16 protein-coding genes are annotated in these 19,159 nt (G+C 62.3%); 6 read left to right on the top strand and 10 right to left on the bottom strand.

Annotated features, from left to right (window positions below):
* Positions 1 to 187 precede the first annotated feature (187 nt).
* The 5 genes from ACK4HL_RS07725 to ACK4HL_RS07745 form a co-directional block, all read right to left on the bottom strand.
* Positions 188 to 2,179: an alginate lyase family protein gene (locus ACK4HL_RS07725; RefSeq protein ID WP_409758170.1), complete on the bottom strand. Its 1,992-nt coding sequence runs from the start codon at positions 2,177 to 2,179 to the stop codon at positions 188 to 190.
* A gap of 1,179 nt (positions 2,180 to 3,358) precedes the next feature.
* A complete protein-coding gene (locus ACK4HL_RS07730; RefSeq protein ID WP_409758173.1) occupies positions 3,359 to 3,679 on the bottom strand; it encodes a hypothetical protein in 321 nt (106 codons plus the stop codon).
* A 396-nt stretch (positions 3,680 to 4,075) separates the two neighbouring features.
* Positions 4,076 to 4,936 (bottom strand): DMT family transporter, encoded by an 861-nt coding sequence (locus tag ACK4HL_RS07735; protein WP_409758176.1) that lies wholly within the window; start codon positions 4,934 to 4,936, stop codon positions 4,076 to 4,078.
* 109 nt (positions 4,937 to 5,045) lie between these two features.
* Positions 5,046 to 5,729 carry a gamma-glutamylcyclotransferase gene (locus ACK4HL_RS07740; RefSeq protein WP_409758179.1) on the bottom strand — a complete coding sequence of 228 codons (684 nt, stop codon included), beginning with the start codon at positions 5,727 to 5,729 and terminating at the stop codon, positions 5,046 to 5,048.
* Between the two features lie 72 nt (positions 5,730 to 5,801).
* Complete coding sequence (locus ACK4HL_RS07745) at positions 5,802 to 7,520, bottom strand: aconitase X (protein WP_409758182.1); 1,719 nt, start codon at positions 7,518 to 7,520, stop codon at positions 5,802 to 5,804.
* Positions 7,521 to 7,826: 306 nt separating this feature from the next.
* On the opposite strand from ACK4HL_RS07745, the gene ACK4HL_RS07750 reads away from it, so the two are divergent.
* Positions 7,827 to 9,071: a flavin-containing monooxygenase gene (locus ACK4HL_RS07750; RefSeq protein ID WP_409758185.1), complete on the top strand. Its 1,245-nt coding sequence runs from the start codon at positions 7,827 to 7,829 to the stop codon at positions 9,069 to 9,071.
* Positions 9,072 to 9,116: 45 nt separating this feature from the next.
* On the opposite strand, the gene ACK4HL_RS07755 is transcribed toward ACK4HL_RS07750, so the two are convergent.
* From ACK4HL_RS07755 to ACK4HL_RS07775, 5 genes are all read right to left on the bottom strand, one after another.
* On the bottom strand, positions 9,117 to 10,007 hold the full coding sequence (locus ACK4HL_RS07755) for a fatty acid desaturase (protein WP_409758188.1): 891 nt from the start codon (positions 10,005 to 10,007) through the stop codon (positions 9,117 to 9,119).
* Between the two features lie 86 nt (positions 10,008 to 10,093).
* Positions 10,094 to 11,113, bottom strand: coding sequence for an aldo/keto reductase (locus tag ACK4HL_RS07760; protein WP_409758191.1), 1,020 nt, complete (start codon positions 11,111 to 11,113; stop codon positions 10,094 to 10,096).
* Between the two features lie 185 nt (positions 11,114 to 11,298).
* Positions 11,299 to 11,739, bottom strand: a complete 441-nt coding sequence (locus ACK4HL_RS07765) for a MaoC family dehydratase (RefSeq protein WP_409758194.1) — start codon at positions 11,737 to 11,739, stop codon at positions 11,299 to 11,301.
* Between the two features lies 1 nt (position 11,740).
* A complete protein-coding gene (locus ACK4HL_RS07770) occupies positions 11,741 to 12,907 on the bottom strand; it encodes an acyl-CoA dehydrogenase family protein (RefSeq protein ID WP_409758198.1) in 1,167 nt (388 codons plus the stop codon).
* Positions 12,904 to 13,524, bottom strand: a complete 621-nt coding sequence (locus ACK4HL_RS07775; RefSeq protein WP_409758497.1) for a TetR/AcrR family transcriptional regulator — start codon at positions 13,522 to 13,524, stop codon at positions 12,904 to 12,906. Before ACK4HL_RS07775 ends, ACK4HL_RS07770 begins: the two co-directional genes overlap by 4 nt.
* A gap of 179 nt (positions 13,525 to 13,703) precedes the next feature.
* On the opposite strand from ACK4HL_RS07775, the gene ACK4HL_RS07780 reads away from it, so the two are divergent.
* The 5 genes from ACK4HL_RS07780 to ACK4HL_RS07800 all read left to right on the top strand — a co-directional run bounded on the left by ACK4HL_RS07780 (position 13,704) and on the right by ACK4HL_RS07800 (position 19,157).
* Complete coding sequence (locus ACK4HL_RS07780; protein WP_409758201.1) at positions 13,704 to 14,804, top strand: sugar ABC transporter substrate-binding protein; 1,101 nt, start codon at positions 13,704 to 13,706, stop codon at positions 14,802 to 14,804.
* Positions 14,805 to 14,882: 78 nt separating this feature from the next.
* Positions 14,883 to 15,863 (top strand): ABC transporter permease, encoded by a 981-nt coding sequence (locus tag ACK4HL_RS07785; protein WP_409758204.1) that lies wholly within the window; start codon positions 14,883 to 14,885, stop codon positions 15,861 to 15,863.
* Entirely contained in the window at positions 15,860 to 17,374 is a 1,515-nt protein-coding gene (locus ACK4HL_RS07790; protein ID WP_409758207.1) for a sugar ABC transporter ATP-binding protein, read from the top strand. Before ACK4HL_RS07785 ends, ACK4HL_RS07790 begins: the two co-directional genes overlap by 4 nt.
* Position 17,375: 1 nt before the next feature.
* The gene (locus tag ACK4HL_RS07795; protein WP_409758210.1) at positions 17,376 to 18,323 is read left to right on the top strand and encodes an ABC transporter permease; all 948 of its coding nucleotides are present in this window, start codon (positions 17,376 to 17,378) and stop codon (positions 18,321 to 18,323) included.
* Positions 18,324 to 18,347: 24 nt separating this feature from the next.
* Entirely contained in the window at positions 18,348 to 19,157 is an 810-nt protein-coding gene (locus ACK4HL_RS07800) for an aldo/keto reductase (RefSeq protein ID WP_409758213.1), read from the top strand.
* The last annotated feature ends 2 nt before the right edge of the window (positions 19,158 to 19,159 follow it).

A 19,159-nucleotide genomic window follows, 5' to 3' on the forward strand; every position in this document is an offset into this window, starting at 1 on the left:
GCGCCGAGGATGAACGGGTGCACTTTGGCACAAAGGGTGCCTCAACGATCTGGCTCTTCCGTCCCTTTGGGGAATAGGTTTATCTTCGTACCTAACGCCTCAAGTGCGGCCTTATCGATGGTGCCGCAACGGCCGAGACACGCAGGAAGAGCCATAGTTCCGCTGACCACCAGCTCGAAAGAGATTTTCAGAGCAATACCACGGGTGGAATGCCCAAATCGGGGCTTTTCACGATGGCGACCTCCCGCACCCTGTGACCACGACCAAGCATCTTCACCAGCAGTTCAATCCACTCATCAAAAGCGCGTTGATCGGTCGAGTAATCGGAAAACCTTTCACGATTATCCCCACAGAAACCAATAGCCTCTCTTATGCTTTCGCCTCTAGCCCCCCTGAATTGATCTATTTGAATCGAGAACTCCTTGCCTAAGGAGACCATCGCCAGCCAGGCACTGAGATTGAAGAGCGAGTAGTGCAAGGGTCTGGTTCTCTCGCATTCCATGTACTGTATGGAGAGTGGACCGAGCTGTTTTCCAAGACGAATAGTGGCGTTTCTTGCTAGGTAAAAGGAGTTCCCGAACTCACCAGAGAATAACGCCGCCGAGCAAAACAGAACAGACGACCAGGTGCCGATATTATTGTCTTTCTTAAGCGCACGGCCGAGCATCCCCGTTGACTCACAATCTCGTAGGAAGCTTCTGAACCATGTCCTTGTTTGGGCGAGTTCATCGGCGGAAATCAGACCGTCATCAGCCAGAATGCGAACCGCATAGGGTAAAAGCGACAGTTGTCGTAGCTCGATGATTCCCGCCTCGTTCAGAACATTCTCTTTCCCGGGTATCAGCTGTGCGTACCTCGCCGTCGGATTTAGACGCGTGGTCGCATTGAGAAACCACAGCCGTAGTAGCTCGGATGCTTTAGCGAGCAAGTGCCTGCGGCCGAGTACCCTGCCGCTAACCGAGAGGCCGTATACTCGGCTAGTAAACTGCATCAGCGAGGCTCTGTCGAACCTACCCGACAGCGGATCGTCGTCGTCGCTTTTCTGGTACTGCAGAACCCCATCTTCTCGGGTCCCATGGGCTGTCCAGTACGGAGCCGCTGAATGATAATCGTTGAAACTCCCGCTCGGCGCGGGCGACGCCTTGTCTGTTATGAAGCGGTCTTTGGCAGAAAGCAGGTCAGCTGAAAACGCAGCCAGATCATGTGTTTCTTTCAAATCATCATGCGCAGGGAAGCCGATCCTGAACTCCAGGTCTGGTTGCCTTTTCGAGAGCGCAAACTGTAGATCTAAATCCAGGGAGCGGTTAACCACCCCTTGAAACCGATTTACAAACCTCTCTTTATCAATCTCGGTGCCCACGCCGTCAGTAGGTAATCGGACAACCCATCCAGCTTGGATGAAGCGTCCCTTGTTAGGAGCCGGCAGAGTGGTCAGATTTTCCCATGGAGCTGGCTTCCAGTCAGTCCAGGGCCCCGGAACCCCAATACGAGAAATCAGCTCCGCCTTGTTACGATGTCCGTATCTCAGTCTTTCATCGAAGAGTTCCTCGGTGTCCGAGTGAAAAGCGATCTGAGGTTCCTCTACCGGCCCTCCTAAAGCGCTCTCTTGCTCTTCAAGAAGAAAACGATCGGCTTCGTCCCAGTCGTAGACCCGACGCATCCCGATCAGAGCAAAACGCGCCGTTGGAGCAGAGGCAATGGCTTCAACAAAGTTCTCCCAGCCGGAGCGGGAGAAGACTACTCCACCATCAAGAACAAGCGTCCAAGTTGAGATTTGCCTACCAACTGAGAGGGCGTGGTTGCGCGCTTCGTTGATGCCGACCAGGTATTGAGACTTGTGCCGTATGACCCATTCTTGGACCAGAGGGTGAACCTGAAAATCATCGTTGAGTACACGTGCCTTGTCGGACAGGGGAAGGCCTGATGAATCCAGAAAGGTATCAAAGTGCCTTCTGGCGTCGAAGGGTAAGTCAATGTACCTCTCGCCGTTGCTCTTCAGAAGTGAGAGGATTTGTTCCCTTTCCTTCGCATCAGCAATCTTGTTGAGAACCCACGTGCGCGTGGAATTCTCAAAGTGGGGCTCGTGCTGGAGAATGTAGCGGACAGATTTGATGTTGTTCTCAGGTGAATGACGAGGCGGAAGAGAATTGCCACAGATCCGGAATATTGAGAATTGCACCCTTGTCCATCCTATTCCAAGCTTCCCTACCAGCGCACTCGGGACTTCAAAGTACTGGGCTTTCAGTCCCCATGAAATGACCGGCAGCGAAGAGAAGCCTCAATGCTGGGCGGTCGGAGATCTGCAGAAGCGCTGCATCCAGTTCACGAAAGCAATCTTACCGGAGGGAGCGCTCCTGTCCACTCTGAAGGATTACTGTCTCATAGGCCAACACTGGCCCACGCTTTGAGCAACCCCGTTAGTACCCGCATTTCCTCCCGCAGCGCCCTGCGATGGCCTCCCCTGAACGCGTTGCGGCTAGCGGTGGTTTTGCCCTCGGGGGTTTTTGGACCTGTTGACCGCTCCCACGGCTTCCAGCGGCGAATGGCCTGCGCCTGACGTGCCCGGCGCTCCGGTGTCCAGGGGATGCTCATCACTTTGCTCCAATAGTTCGTTTGGCTTGTTCTCGTTTTCTCGCTTGCGCGTGGCAGAAGCGGGGCCGTTGACGGTTGTCGTTCCGAGGCGTCCAGCCCTTCAAGGCAATTGTATAGTTGAGCCTCTAAATTGGTGGGTTTTCTGTAGGAATGGTTGTCCTTATGCTGTGAATCAGCAGGTACCAGTGCGAGAAGCAGAGGTCCGGTGACGGATACTGGAACTGGTGGAGCTTCACTGCAGGTGGCAGCAAGTGGGAAGTTTATCATGGCACGGGCAAGTTCGCAGGCATGACTGGCGGCGGTACGTGTAAGCCGGTAGCCAATTTCTCCGACCGCTATACACTGTCATGTGAGCGGACCGTGGCAATGAAGTGACTTCATCATCGACTTCCCTTCTTACAGGAACTTGGCGCGCTGACTGCCAGGTGTTCCGGACTTCCCACCTCTAGCAATTCGCTTTGTTTCATCCGTGGCTCCTAAGACCCCCAGTTCACCTAACCGTTCAACTTCGCGGTCAATTGGAAGTTCGTCATCCAGTTCTGAGGCATGGCAAAATACCATCTAGCGTCCATCTCATTTTTGATTATGGGTTCTGTTGCCATTTGCTAGGACCCGTTCTCCGCACCGCAAGAAGATACGCCGATGTTAAAGTTGCACTCCAAGTTGGGACCTGAGCCTGCACCCGTCGTAGATGACCTCCACAGGAAGGAGGAAGCGCCTCATCGCGTCCCTTAGCAACGGCCGGTTTAAGAAAGAACAAGCCTTACTATCTGATATCCTTGAGTTTGCACCCCTGCTTTCTGAAGTCTGCCAAAGCGATTTGTGCCCCTCTATAAGCCGCCTGTCGGTCGGCATTGCTATTCTTCTTGTTATAATAGACTTCCATATTTGAGTCGTAAGCGTTGTATAAAGCTTTGCAGATTTGTTTATTACTATTGCTAGTGGGCTGCTGTTGCTTTTGCTCCGCGATGGTACTTGAGGGTGCCGTGGAAGCGACCATTAGGGCAATACTGCCCGCGAGCGGTAATTTCTTGCAAAAGCCTGCCAATTTATTGCGACGCATCGCCGAGAAAGCCGTACCGCACATTGCTAGACTCCTCTCTGTCCGGTATCCACGTCGTGACCGTCAGATCAGAGAGTGCATCCGTAGAAGAGCCTTTGCAAGCGTCTCGGGAACTCCGGGACCACGAGCGGAGCACTTGTCCCAGAAGCCTTCTGCGACCTTTCCGGCGCTTCACCTGCAGCCGCTCCTCGGAATAGAGGCGGCGGACCTTCTCGCGACGTCGCACTATGGAAGGTGAGACGCCATTCACTCCCCCCGGCCCTTTCCGGTCTTGACTTGAAGACTACCGGCGTCACGAACTCCATGAGAAGCAGAGAGAGTTAGCTGCCAGCACCTCTCCCTCCGCCATTATTGTCCATGCGCCCAATGTTCCACACCCAGGGTTTGCTCTTGGTCTGTCATCTAAGGCGGGCTGGAAGTCTACCGGCGGAGTTCAGAGTGAACTGCGCGCTGAGCCAGAACGATGCCGATGCCACCGAGAATGGCGACGGTGGCGACCACGAGACGGACGGAGATAGCCTCGGAAAGGATCACTGCGCCACCAATGGCTGCGATCGCAGGCACCGAAAGCTGAACAGTTGCGGCTCTTGAGGCGGTCAGTCCCCTCAAAGCACCATACCAGATGACATAGCCACATCCCGAGGCAATTGCGCCAGACATGACAGCCAGCGCCACTCCATTCGGAGTGGAGTGAACGCCGTGCCAGAAGATCAGATTTGTCAACAGCGCCAGAACCGCAGCTAAGCAAAAGTTCCGAGTAGTGGCCTGAAGAGGATCAAGGCCCCGGCCCTTGAGGGAGTATACGCCCCACGCAACGCCGGCCATTCCCATGAGCACCGCACCGAACGGGTCCGGCGCAGTGACACCCGGCAGCACAAGATAGACCAGACCAACAATTGCAAGGCCCAACCCGATCCATGACACTGATGAGAAGCCTTCTCCTTCCCGCAATGCCCAGATGAACATCGTGAGCTGAACAGAGCCAAACAAGATGAGCGCTCCTGTTCCGGCAGACAGTGAAAGATAGGCGAAAGAAAAGCATATCATGTAGGCAAAGAGCATCATCGGCGTCACGGGGTTACCCCTGATCACATTTCGCAAACTGAACCCCGTCTGCGTTTGCGAAATCGCGGCAAGAGCAAGAGCGCCGGACACTGCTCTGATGGTTGTGAAGCTCGCTGCATCGATGAGGTGGAGGCCCAGCGCAAGACGACATAGGAGCGAGTTGGCGGCAAACGCCAGCATCGCAAGCACGGTGAAAGTCAGCGTGCGCCCGGACATGAGCCAGCATCCTCCTCGCCAGAAAGGACCCTTAGCACGTTTCTGATGCTGTCCGCGCCTTCCCAGGCGGTCGCCGTAGCTGAAGGTTGCGCCTGGGAACGGGCCGCTGTCAGGCACGTTGCAACTGCAGAATTTCCCTGGCTACCATCTCCTGAAGTCTCCAGAGGTAGGAATCATGAATTCCCATCTCCTCGAGGTGAATCACTGTGTTTCGGAGATACTCGGCACCGGAACCCCAGTGACCGCAGGCCCGAGCAAGAGCATGTGCAATTTCCTCCATGGGGCGATTTGCCCTGTAGTAATCGAGCCGAACGGGTGCGGCATAGAATGTCAGCGCCTTGAAGGAGCCTTCCGCATGGTGGACATCGATCCATCGCGCTCCCTCCATCGCTTCGTGACTGCCGATTTCGCGCACCAGCAACCTGAGCAAATGGCTGGCCAGGTCCTGGTCAGGCATCCGAAGGGCGATGCCTTCACATCGTCCACCCTGGTCGAGGCACATCATGTAGCCGTACTGCTCGGGGCTTGCGCGCCACCGCGTCAAGCGAAGGGAAAACGCCCGCTGCCATCCATGCGCCACAACTCTGCGTCTCTCTTGCGGGTGAAACTCAGGTTTCCAGATGAGCGATCCATAGCCAAATACCCAGAACGGCCCGGGCGGCTTGCTCGCGAGCAGTTGATCAACAGCCGTCCGATGGTCCTGTTCCGTGAAGTAGTCGTAGCTGTCTGCAATACTTCCCGGGTCGGCGACATCGCGGTGGCAGCGCGCCACAAGGTCTGCCGTGAGCATCATCTGTCGCACGCCTGGCTGCATCTGTGCCATCCTGTCGAACGGTTCATCCCTTCAAGCGAACGACCTTTGCATTCATGTCACGGGCGCGCGGGTCCATAGCCAGTCAGGGCGGCGGGGAGAGACCCTGCCCTTGATGGCAGCCTCGATACAGTCCGAAAGACTTCCAAGACGGACCTTCCGGCCAGACAGTCCCGGCCCGTAATGCGCATATTTTCCCGAATTGGTCATCACGGTATGGGCGCCAGCGGGAAACACCGGTTCCGATATGGAGCACCAGCAGAGATCGGGCAGGACCTGAACGCCATAGCTGTTGAGACGCTGCAATGTGCCATCCGTACGAATGTCGCTGATGACCTGGCGTCCGGCCGTCACGATAACGGCGGGGCCGGCGCTTCTCTGCCTGTCTCCAAGCACCGCGCCCAATCCTCGGCAAAGCGCCCGGCACTCGCTGGCCGACGCATGAGGACTGCCGATCGCGACGAGGTCCACGTCCGCGGGCCCGCCGTTGAGGGCCTCCCAAGCATCGAGCATGTCCTGACGCGAGATCTGCCTGGCGGTGGCGTGAGGCAGGGGAGGCAGCGCCGATTCAGGCGTGATGCCCTCGATGTGGAGCATGGGTGCGGCCGATGTCGTGCCGAACGCGGCACACAGCGCCTTCAGATCGTCCTGCGAAGGGCAGAGCCCCGCAAGCCCGCGGACGAGCGGTATGCAGTCAGGGGCCAGCTTGCCGGCGAGATAACCGATGAGCGGCCAGAACGCGTCGTCTGGCCTGCAGGGACTGTCGACATCCAGGATCATCTGCGCGCGCCGGCTTTCCTCGAGGTAGACGCCTGACTCCGGTGCGCGCCCCGTTATTGCAATGCAGAGGTCAAGGAAGTCCGGGTGCTTCGCCGTCCTCGCGCCGATCACGGAGTTTGCATAGATCACGGCATTGGATTCGGACCAGGCAATGGCGTCGCCCTGCGACGGGGCGCTTTCCAGCAGGTAGGGAGAGCAGGTGAAGGTGGGCGCGCAGCCCATCTGCACATAGGCGTCGGCCAGCCTCGCCGCAGGTCCGCCGAAGGCGGGAGGGGTACCCTGCCGCTGCCAGTTTGTCCGGTCCACGGAAATGGCATTCATCGTCGTGGGAACCCGGACGCGTGCGCCCATCCTTGCGAACGCCTCGGCGAAGGTGAGGTTCGCGGGGCTCGCATAGATGCAGCCGTCGATATGCCCCTGGGAGACGTCGATGAGGCGGCGGGAGCCCTGCTGAACCGCCATCGCACAGATGATCCGCATGGCCTGCTGCGTGGCCTTGCCCTCCGCTCCGGACAGCATCGCTTCGTCCCGGGGGGAGAGTTCCAGCGACGCATACGTCCCTTTCGTGAGCGGCACCCGCTCGCCCGCGAAGGAGATCTCCTCGCCGGTGATCGAAGCCGAGGGTGCCTTCTCGAGTGCCTCGAAAACCGGCGACGAGACGCGCGCCACCGGCAAGGGCTTCCCGAACACTTCGGCCGCGACAATGGCGCCCAGCGTCAGCACGTCCTCGGATTCGGTGAAGATGAGTGCCGCTGGACCCCGGCCTGTCAGGATGAGATCCAGCAGAACCCCTGATCCCGAGCAGGAGCCGCGGCTGGCGGGCATCATGAGGATCGAGCCCGTGAGGCTCGTCCCGTGCAGGGGGTGGTGAATGTCGATGACCTCGCCGGTTCCAGGATCGACGCCTCCCCAGAAACTCAATGCCTCCCGCGTGGCGACGACCCGGCCGGCCGCCATGCCGGAAAGAATCGAGAAGGCGCTGAGGTCAGTCATCGGTCATTTGCTCGGGCCGAAGCAGGAGGTCGTGTGCACTGGGTATTCAAGTCGCCCCGCCGATGCACATGCTTTGCCGGCGCAATTCCGCGGCCGCCGTTTCGGCTCTCGCCGGGGAATGATCCTGCTCTTGTTCATCGTTCCTCACGCGTCTGTCTTATACAATTTCCAGGTCCAGTGGCAATTCCAGCGCTGGCCGGCCCCGGGTGCCGACCGCCAGCCGGCGTGCACGCCAAGTGGCTTCGGTCCTGATCCGAAACATGGTAACCTCCGGCGCTGCGATTGCATTCTCGGGGAGACTGCGATTTGCGCGAGACACACGATACGGTGATCATCGGCGGGGGCCAGGCAGGTCTGGTCATGAGCCATCACTTGCGCCAACGGGGACGTGAACACATCGTCCTCGAGCGGCACCGGATTGCCGAACGCTGGCGTAGCGAGCGCTGGAATTCCCTGCGTTTCCAGTTGCCCAACAGCTGGCTCGCACTGCCTGGCAAACCGTACCAGGGTACCGATGCCGACGGTTTCTCGCACTACACCGATGTCGTGCAGTTGCTCATCGACTTCGCCGCCGCGATCTCTGCGCCTGTGCGCACGGGCGTGGACGTGATGAGGCTCGCGCGCGACAGCCAGTCGAGCGGCTATGTCCTGGATACGACGTCGGGAGAGATCAGGGCACGGCATGTCGTCATTGCAACGGGCCCCTTCCAGCGTCCTTCGCTACCCGCATTCGCCGCCGGCGTTTCTTCGCGCGTTTACCAGACGGACTCGTCCCGCTATCGCAGCCCGGAGGACTTGCCGACCGGGGCCGTTCTGGTCGTCGGCAGTGGAAACTCGGGTTGCCAGATCGCGCATGAACTGTTGCGGAGTGGCCGGCGCGTCCTTCTCGCCGCGAGCCGTCACACCAGCGTGCCCCGGCGCTACCGGGGAAGAGACGTGATTTGGTGGTACGATGCCCTGGGCCGGTTCGACGTCGACATCGAGACGTTGCCGGGGAAACGATACCCTCCGACGACCCTCATGACGGGCATGGACGGAGGCTACGATATCTCGCCACGGCTGCTGGCGGGCGAAGGCGCGAAACTCGTCGGGCGTATTCGCGGTGCATCGGGTGAAAGACTGCAGCTCGGCGATGACTTGGGGAAAATATTGAACGCTGCGGATGAAAGCCATGCGGCCTTCATCGCCGCGGCAGACAGGTGGGCGGTCGCTTCCGAAGCCGGTGCCGAGCTGGCGCCGAAAGAGACGTTCGCCCGGCCCGGTCCTCTCCTCGTCGAGACATGCCCGGAGCTGGATTTGCAGGAGGAGGGCGTTCGCAGCATCGTCTGGGCAAACGGCTATGGCTTCGCTTTCGATTGGGTGAAGCTTCCGATCATCGGCGAGGGAGGCGCTCCGGTACAGAGGCGGGGGGTCACCGGATGCGAGGGGGTGTATTTCCTCGGCCTTCACTGGATGCATAGCTTCCGGTCTGCAATCCTGACCTTTGTCGAGCGCGATGCGTCATACCTGGCGGACCACATCGACGGCCTGTCGGGCGCGGCCCGCGGCTGAAAGCCCCGGGAGATGGATGCCGGCCGGGCGCTTCAATGCCTGTGCTCAGCGCCGCACACGCCGGGCGAGGTAATCCCGCGTGAATTCGGCATAGCCGTTTGCGGTCACCGCCAGGCGGTCGCGCAGCATCCGGTGCAGCTCCGGGAGGCGATGGAAGGGCACGCCCGGGGCGACATGGTGTTCCACATGATAAGGCATGTTCCAGGCGAGGAACCGGACCGCGCGATTGGTAAAGGTCGTCCGCGTGTTTTCGAACATGTTGGCCACCCTCGGGCAATCGCCGTGCTCGGCCAGAAGATAGAGGCGCAGGAAGGGCTGGCCCATCAGCGCGGGCACCACCCATGTCCACAGGACGAGGGGCGACAGGAGAAGACTGGCCGCCAGGATGACGTAGACCAGCGCCATGAGCCGCGCCTCGAGAACGATGCGGCCCCTGGCGCGAGCGGGGAGATAGGGTGCCTCCGCGCGGCCCACGGCCAGCGTGGCGATGAGACCGAGCTGGGCGATCCAGTAGGGGAGCCCGGAGACATGCCAAAGCCAGCCCCGCAAGTTCGCCGGCTTCCCGGATTCGAGTTCCGGGTCCTGGCCTTCGATGTTGGTCCAGCGGTGATGGGCCAGGTGGAAGTAACGGAACCACAGGAAGGGAAGGACCAGCACAAGCCCGGCGAGATGCCCCACGGCCTCGTTCAGAGAGCGGGATGCAAAAGGCGTCTGGTGGGTGGCCTCGTGCTCGAGAGTAAAGAGAAAGACGAGAAGTAGCCCCTGCACCGGCAGAAGCAGCCACCATCCCGGAATTCCGATGGCGATGAGGGTGCCCACGGCAAGAATGAGGCCGAGATGGCCAGCGAGGTGCAGAAGGCCGGCGGCATCCGATAGCTGCGCGAGCCGCGCCTTCTCCTCCGCCGGCACGCTCGCCAGCCAGTCCCGGTGATCCATCACCGCCCAATCCTTCCATCGCTGCCGCGCCCCGGACCCTCATAGCAGATGGTGGCCCGGGCGGCGAGCCGGAGGCTCCCTCCTCCTCAAGCGGGGGTGGGCGCATCCTGGCGCAGCAGCCCCTCGCGCTTGAGCTCCTGCCAGAACTCGCCCGGGATGGGGTGCGAAACCAGTTCGAGATTCTGGTTCATCTGCTGCAGATTGCGGGTGCCCGGCACATGGGAGGCGACGGCGGGATGCGCCAGGAGGAACTGCAGGGCGGCAGCAGCGAGAGGCACTCCATGGCGGGCGCAGACCACTTCGATCTTCTTCACCTTCTCCATGATGTGGACGGGTGCGGGGGCGTAGTTCCACTTGGCGCCGGGAACTGCGCCCGTGGCCAGGATGCCGCCATTGAAGCCCCCGCCGATCACGATCGCCGTGCCGCGCCGCTCGCACAGGGGCAGGAGTTCGTCGAGCGCGTCCTGCTCCAGAAGCGTGTACCGGCCGGCCACCAGCAGCGTGTCGAAATCGCCCGCCTTCATGAAGTCGAGCATCACCTCCCAGTTGTTCACGCCCACGCCGATGGCTTTTACCGCACCTTGTTCGCGGAGCTCGATCAGGGCGCGGTAGCAGCCGTCCATGGCCTGCCGGAAATAGACCTTCTGCATCTCGGGCCCGTGGGTGAACACATCCGCGTCGTGGATGAAGAGAATGTCGATGTATTCGAGACCAAGCCTCTGGAGGGAGTCCTCGAAGCTGCGCATCGTTCCGTCATAGGAATAGTCGAAGCGGCACTTGAAGGGCGCACCGTCCACCCAGGGCCTGAAGTCGATGTCCTTGCGGCGGGCGGGCTTCAGCACGCGGCCGACCTTGCTCGAGAGGACATACTCCTGGCGTGGCCGCCAGCGCAGATAGTGCCCCAGGCGGAGTTCCGAAAGGCCGTGCCCGTAATAGGGCGCGGTGTCGAAGTAGCGCATGCCCGCGTCCCAGGCGCGCTCGATCATCGCGCCCGCCTCGTCCTCGGGGATGGGCTTCAGAAAATTGCCGATGGGTGCGGCGCCGAAGCCCATGTCGGTGATGTCGAAGCCGAGGCGGCCGAACTTGCGGATCTTGATGGCAGGCATGGAGAATCTCCCTATGGGCTCGATGTGCGTTCAGCTGCCGGTTCGCAGCGGATGGGCCGATGGCGGCAGGAAACCTTCTTCAACCGCGGGGCCGCAGCGGCGGCCCGCGAGCAGCAATGCCACGGTCCTCGTGGCAGGAGAAACGGCAGCCGATCTCGTGTCCGGAAAGCCAGCACCCGCCGCCATCAGCCAGGCCTCCTCAGCCATTTCATGAGATGGGTCGCCACGGCGCAGCAGGTGCCTGACTGATTGTGAAGACTGACGGCGGCGATGGTCCGCATGCGGAGGGGATCGGCCGCCTCGATGCGGTAGGTCACCGTCACCGTGTCCCCGATCCTGACACCCTGCAGAAAGCGGACCCGGTCATAGCCGAGCGAAACGGGATAGTGCTCGCGCATCAATGCGCCGCATTGCTCGCCAATGAGCGTGGAGGCGCGGGACATGTAGCCGACCAGCAGCGCGCCATGAGCGATGCGGCCGCCATAGCCCGTGGCGGCCATGGCCGTTTCGTCGACGTGGTTGGGCGAGAAATCCCCCGTGATACCCGCGAACAGATAGACGTCGCTCTCCCCCACCGTCTTGGAGCAGCTGACGGACGCCCCTACCGCTTCCTCGCAAGGGTTCATGTCAGGCCTTCAGCAATTCGCGCGCGATGATGCTGCGCTGGATCTGGTTCGTGCCTTCATAGATCTGCGTTATCTTGGCGTCGCGGTAGAGCCGCTCGACCTCGAAGCCGCGGATGTAGCCGGAGCCTCCGAAGATCTGGACTGCGTTGGCGGTGTGAAGGACTGCGCTGTCGCCTGCGAAACACTTGGCGATCGAACAGTCCATGGTGGCGGGAAGACCGGCATCCATGATCATCGCCGCGCGGTGGACGAGGGCGCGCGCGGCGGTGATGTCCTTCTGCATGTCGGCGAGCATCCACTGCAGGCCCTGGTTCTCGGCGATTGCGCGGCCGAACTGCCGGCGTGTGGCGGCGTATTCGAGCGCCGCCTCGAGCCCTGCCTGCGCGATGCCCACGGCCAGGGCGCCGATGCCGATCCGCCCCTTGTCGAGCACGCTCATCATGATGTGAAAGCCGCGGTTGAGCGTGCCGAGAAGAGCGTCCTCCGCCAGTGCGACGCCGTCGAAATGAAGTGCCCCGACAGGCGAGGCGCGCTGGCCCATCTTGTGTTCCTTCTTGCCCCGCGAGACGCCCGGCGCATGGAGGTCGACGATGAAGATCGACATGCCGCGGTGACCGGCCTCCGGGTCCGTGCGGGCGAGCACGAAGCCGAGGTCGGCCACGGGCGCATTGTGGATCCAGATCTTCGAGCCGGAGAGGCGCCAGCCCGCGCCGTCCCGCACGGCCGTGGTCCGGATTCCGGAGACGTCGGTTCCGGCCTCGGCTTCGGTGATGCAATAGGCCACGCGCTTCTTCGCGGCGAGGATGCCGCCGAGATGGGCATCCCGCTGCGACGGGCTGCCGTGGACGGAGAGAAGCGTGCCGATGAGCTCGACCAGGCCGCACTGGTCGGCCACCGAAGCGTAGCCGCGCGACAGCTCTTCCATGACGAGGGCGTAGGAGAGCGCATCGAGGCCCGCCCCGCCGAACTCCTCCGGGACGGTGATGCCGAAGAGACCGAGTTCGGCCATCTCTGCATAGATTCCCTCGGGGAAGCGCTCTGTCTCGTCGAGTTCCTGCGCAAGGGGCTTCACACGCGTGCCGGCGAAGCGCCGCGCCGTCTCGCCGATCTGGCCATATGTCTCGGCTGAGAAGCGTGGAAATGGAATGGCGGATGCTGGCTGTATCATGGATGCTTCTTCACAAGCCTGAGGATGGTTTCGAGATTGAAGGCGAGCCGGGCCTCGAGGTTCTCGGATGCCATGAGGTCACGCTCGTACACGATCGATCCGGTGAAGCGGTTGGTGAGATAGTAGTACCCGATGGCGGCAATGGTGATGTTGAGCTGGACCGGATCCACGCCCGCACGGAAGAGCCCCGCGGCAACGCCGCGGTCGAGAATGTCCTTCACCATGGCGACGAGCCGGCCGCTCGTCTGGCGGATCGCTTCCGATGACTTCAGGTGCCGGGCCCGGTGCAGGTTCTCGCTGTTGACGAGCGTCAGGAACTCGGGATGTGCGATGTAATAGCTCCAGGTGAAGCGGACGAGCTTGGCGAGCGCCTCGTCGGGGGGCAGTTCATCGAGCTTCAGCGTCTGCTCGGCGGAGCGGATGCCGAGATAGGCGTTCTCGAGAACGGCAGTGAAGAGCCGCTCCTTGCTGCCGAAATAATGATAGATCATGCGCTTGTTGGCGCGGGAGCGGGTGGCGATCTCGTCCACCCGGGCGCCCCCCAGGCCCTTGCGCGCGAATTCCACCGTGGCGGCATCGAGGATCCGCTTCCGCGTCAGATCGGCATCCCGCGGCATGGCTTCGCGTTTCTTTTTCGTTTCCCGCGGCGGGGCCGAGAGGTTGTTCACGAAGGCTCCTCGATCGCTGCCGCCGGGCAGGCGCCGGGGGAGGCGCGCACCTGCTCGGCGGGTATTGACTTCACCACAGAATGCAGTAACTAGTTAGTGCAGTAAAGCCAAAAGATCGGGAGGACCAAATGGCTGCCAAGACCGTGTCTGATCTGCCGTTGAAAGCGACGCTGAACCGCCGCGCCATGCTCAAGGGTACGGCCGGGGCCGTGGCCGCCGGCGCGCTGGGAAGCTCCTTCCCCATGCCGGCCATTGCCCAGGAAACGACGTGGACCCTCGCCAATTCCCTGCGCTCCGTGGCCAACCCCTATCACGCGACCTTCGCCAAGGGCGGCGAGGACTTCGCCAAGTCGATCGGCGCCAAGTACGAGGTGCTGGTGACCGAGGGCAATTCCGAGAAGGGAATTGCGGACATCAAGGCCCTCCTGCAGCGGACGGGCGGCAAGCTCATCCTCAACGTCGATCCCAACGATTCACCGGATGCCCGCGTGATCGTGGAAGAGGTGAAGAAGGCGGGCGGCTTCGTCGTCACCCAGTGGAACAAGCCCGACGATCTCCACCCCTGGGACCATGACCCGAACTACGTCGCGCACATGTCCTTCGACGGTGTGCCCACGGCCGAGGCCATCGCCAATGAATTGTTCAAGGCCTTCGGCGGCGAGGGCGGAATCGTGGCGCTGGGCGGCATCCTCTCCAACGTTCCGGCGATCGAGCGCAAGATGGGCCTCGACAATGCCATCGCCAAGACGAACGGCAAGGTGACGCTGCTGGACTTCCAGCCGGCGGACTGGAACGAGCAGAAGGCCTTCGAGATCACCCAGGCCTGGCTCACCCGCTTCGGCGACCAGATCAAGGGTGTTTTCGCCGCCAATGACGGCATGGGCATGGGCGCCCTCGAGGCGCTGCGGCAGAACGGGCTCGCGGGCAAGGTGCCGGTCGTCGGCATCGACGGAATCGATGCCGCCGTGGCCGCCATCGAGGCAGGCGAGTTCGCCGGCACCATCGCGTGGGATCCGCTGTGGACCGGAGGCATGGGCCTCGCCATTCCCTACGCCCATGTCACAGGCAAGATCGACATCACCAAGGAGCCCAAGGAACACCGTGAGTTCTACGGCACCGGCATCGTCGTCACCAAGGAGACCGTGGCCGACTACAAGGCCAATCCGCCCAAGGTCGATTTCAACGACCTGTGGGGCAAGGCGACGGGTCAGATCCAATACCGCGGCTGACCTCCCTGACGCCGATGGCACTGACCGGGTGCGCTGCACCCGGTCATCTTCGGCGCCGACGCATTGCGGAGACGAAACGTGGCCTCTCTCGCCATACGTGACGGACGGGCTTGGAGCCACTGGCGCCGCTGGGCGCCCGTCGCGGTGCTGATCGGGCTCTGCCTCGTCGTAGGCCTGATCAACCCCTCTTTCTTCTCGGCCGGAAATGCGGTGCGCATGCTGAACACGGCGGCCATACCGCTCGTCGTCTGCATGGGCGCCACCTTCATCATCCTGATGGGATCGATCGACCTTTCGGTCGAGGGCACGATCGCGCTCTGCGCGGTGGCTGCGAGCATGCTTGTGGCCAATGATTTCACCGGCCTGTCGCTTGGACTCTGGTCGGTTCCGGCCGCGATCCTGCTGGGCGGCGCGCTGGGATTGCTGAGCGGTCTCGTCCACGTCAAGCTCAAGATCCCGTCCTTCATGACCACGCTTGGAATCGGTTTCGCCGGGATCGGCATCGCAACCGCGATTCTCGGCGGTGTCATGGTGCGCATCGCGGACAATGATTTCCGCAGCTGGCTTTCGCTCGGCCGCATGTTCGGCGTTCCGGCCGCGGTGTGGATCGCAGGCCTCGCGGTGCTCGCTGCCTGGGTCATACAGGAGCGCACCCGCATCGGCCGCTGGCTCTATGCGATCGGAACGGATGAGCAGACGGCACGCAACTCGGGAATTCCCATCGAGCGCACCCGCATCCTGATCTTCGGCATCGCCGGCCTCTTCTATGGGCTGGCCGGGGCACTTTCCGCAGCTCAGATCGGGCGTGGCCACGCCCTGATCAGCCAGGACCGGCTGTTCACCGCCATCACCGCAGTGGTCGTCGGCGGCACCGCGCTTTCGGGCGGGGTCGGCTCGGTGCTGAATTCGGTGATCGGCGTCTTCATCGTCATCGTGCTCGGCAACGGCATGGTGCTGATGGGGATCGAACCCTATGTGCAAAAGGGGGTGCAGGGGCTCCTCATCATCGCGGCGGTGGCCTTGGCGCTGGACCGCTCGCGCCTGGACGTCGTCAAGTGACAGCACCCGCTCTCGAAATCCGCGGCGTCTCGAAGTCCTTTCCGGGGGTGAAGGCGCTCGATGACGTGAGCTTCGCCATCCGCCGTGGCGAAGTCGTGGGCCTCATCGGTGAGAACGGCGCCGGCAAGTCGACGCTGCTCAAGATCCTGAACGGCGTCTACCAGCCCGATTCGGGCGGCATCTTCGTCGACGGCCGGCAGGTCAGCGTATCGTCGCCGCGCCAGGCCTTCGACTCCGGAATCGCCATGGTGTTCCAGGAGCAATCGATCCTGCCGACGCTCACCGTGGCCGAGAACATCTTCCTGGGCCGGGAAGAGGAATTCCTCCGCTTCGGGCTGATCTCCAGGACCCGCATGCACAGGGCGGCGGCCGAGGAACTGAAGAAGGTTCACCTCGACATCGCTCCCGGCATGCGCTGCGCCGAACTCTCCTTTGCCGCGCGCCAGATGGTGGAGATCGCCAAGGCGCTGTCGCTCAACAGCCGGATCAAGGGCGACGTGACGATCCTGCTCGACGAGCCGACCTCGGTCCTGGAACAGAAGGAAGTGGACCTTCTCTTCCGCATCATCCGCGACCTGAGGGATCGCGCAAGCTTCGTATTCATCTCGCACCGGCTCGAGGAGGTGCTGGACATCTCCGACCGCGTCTACGTCATGCGGGACGGGAAGGTCGTGAAGGAGCTTCCCTCGGCCTCCGCGACCGTGAAGGAGCTGCATCAGTTGATGGTGGGCCGGCAGCTTCATCACGAGTACTACCGCGAGGCCCGCCAGACTGAACCCTCCGCCTCGGTTGTGCTGAGCTGCCAGGGCCTCACCAGGGCCGGCGCATTTCATGATGTAGGCTTTTCGTTGCATGAAGGCGAGGTGCTCGGCATCGCCGGCGTGGTGGGCTCCGGCCGCGAGGAACTGGCGCGCTGCCTTGCGGGGCATGTCAGGCCGGATGCCGGCGCGCTGACAGTCGGTGGCCGCCCGGTGCAATACGCGGCCCCCTATGAGGCAACCGCCTCGGGCGTGGGGCTGGTCCCGGCGGAGCGGAAGATCGAGGGCCTCGTCGCGCCATTCAGTGTTGCGGAAAACATGACCCTGGCCGCGCTGCCGAAGTTCGTCGCCAGGGGTGTCATCCGCTTCGCGGCGGAGCTCGACACGGCACGCGAGTGGATCGGGAGGCTCAAGATCAAGACGCCGTCGCCCGAAACCATGGCAGGCTCGCTCTCCGGCGGAAACCAGCAGAAGGTGGTGCTGGCGAAGTGGCGCATCGCCGGGGTGAAGGTGCTGATCCTCGACCATCCCACGCGCGGCATCGACGTCGGCGCCAAGGAGGACGTTTATGATCTGGTCCGCGACATGACGGCGGAGGGGCTTGCCGTGATCCTGCTCGGCGACACCCTCGAGGAGGTCATCGGCCTGTCGAGCCGCATCCTCGTGATGAAGGACGGCGCCATCACGGCGCGCCTCGAGTCGCCTCCCGGCGGCAAACCCGCGCAGGTCGACCTGCTGAAACACATGGTGTGACATGGGCGAGATGCGAAAACGGCTCGATGTCTGGCTTCCTCTCATCGTTCTCGCGGTGCTGGTCCTCGCGGTCGGCCTCTACGATCGAACCTTCTTCTCCGCCGGCAACATCCTCGAGGTCACCGCCGACACCATGACCCTGTTCCTGATGGCCTCCGGCGTCACGCTGGTCATCATGATGGGCGGCATCGATCTTTCGGTGCAGGCGGTTGCCTCGATGACGAGCTGCATCCTTGCAGTGTATCTGCCGCAGCTCGGCTTCTTCGCCATTCCGCTTGCCGTGCTCGGCGGAATCATCGCGGGCTTTGCGGGAGGATATGTCTCGACCAGGCTCCGGATTCCCTCCTTCATCGCGACGCTTGCGGTGAGCGGCGCCGTCCTGAGCGCCGGCTACTGGTTTTCCGATACGCGCTCGGTCAACATTCCCGCCGAACTGAGCCAGACCTACCTGTTCTGGGCGGTGGGCGATTTCCTGGGCGTGCCGAACGAGATCTGGGTGGGCGCCGTGTTCCTGCTCGTCCTCAGCGCTGTTCTGGGTCTGACACCGTTCGGCCGGCTGGTGCGGGGCATCGGTGCCCAGGAGCGCGCGGTGATCGCATCCGGAATCAACGTCGACCGGGTCAAGATCGCGGCCTACACGCTCTCCGGAACGATGGCCGGGATTGCCGGGATCGTGATGGCGGCACGGCTCGGCTCCGGCTCGCCGACACTTGCCAACGAGTTCCTGCTTCCCGCCATCGCCTGCATCGTGGTCGGCGGCACGGCCATCACGGGCGGCGTCGGCTCTGTTTGGCGCACCTTCGTCGGCGCGCTGATCGTACAGGTGGTGCGGATCGGCATGACATTCATGGGCGTTTCGGTGTTCGCGCAGCAGATCGTCTTCGGCGTCATCCTCGTCGCCGCCGTCGCCGTGACCATGGATCGCGCCAAGGTGCTCGTCATCAAGTAGGAGAGACAGGTGAAGGAACTCGCCATGCCCCGCGTAAACGGCATCCCGCTTCTGGGAGCGGGAACCTATCCGCTGATGGGAGAGGACGCCCGCCGCGCGGTTCTCATGGCGGTCGAGCTCGGCATTCGTCACATCGACACCGCCCAGATGTACGGCAACGAGAAAGAGGTGGGGCGCGCCCTCGCAGAGTCGGGATTACCCCGCAGTTCCTTCCATGTGGTCACCAAGGTCGACCCGGGCAACGTCGGTGCTTCCCGGTTCGCCGCCAGCGTCGCGCGCTCCGTGGAAGACCTCGGCGGGCCTGCGGACCTGCTGCTCATCCACTGGCCGCCGGAGGAGCAGGAATTCGATGCGGCTCTCGACAGGCTGATGGCGGAAAAGCAGAAGGGCCACGCCCGCGCCATCGGCGTCAGCAACTTCTCGCCCGCCATGATGCGGCGGGCCCAGGCCCGGTGTGGCGGGGCGATCGTCAACAACCAGGTCGAATTCCATCCCTTGCTCGACCAGTCCCGGCTGCTGGCCGCGGCGCGCGAACTCGGGATTGCGCTTTCGGCCTACTCGCCCCTGGCGCGCGGGGCGGCGCTGAAGCCTGCCGCCATCGCATCGGTCGCCGCGCGCATCGGACGTTCGCCTTCGGAAGTCGTGCTTCGCTGGATCCTGCAGCAGGGCGTCATCGCCATTCCGATGACCACGAAGAGGGAGAATGCCTTGTCCAATCTCTCCGCACTGGGCTTCGAGCTGACGGCGGAGGACATGGCGGCGATTTCCGCCATCGGCACGAAACAGGGGCGCACCATCAGTCCGGCGTGGATGAACGGGCGCTGGGAGCCCTGACC

It is taken from the genome of Aestuariivirga sp. (genome assembly GCF_046294715.1).
Classification (GTDB): Bacteria; Pseudomonadota; Alphaproteobacteria; order Rhizobiales; family Aestuariivirgaceae; genus Aestuariivirga.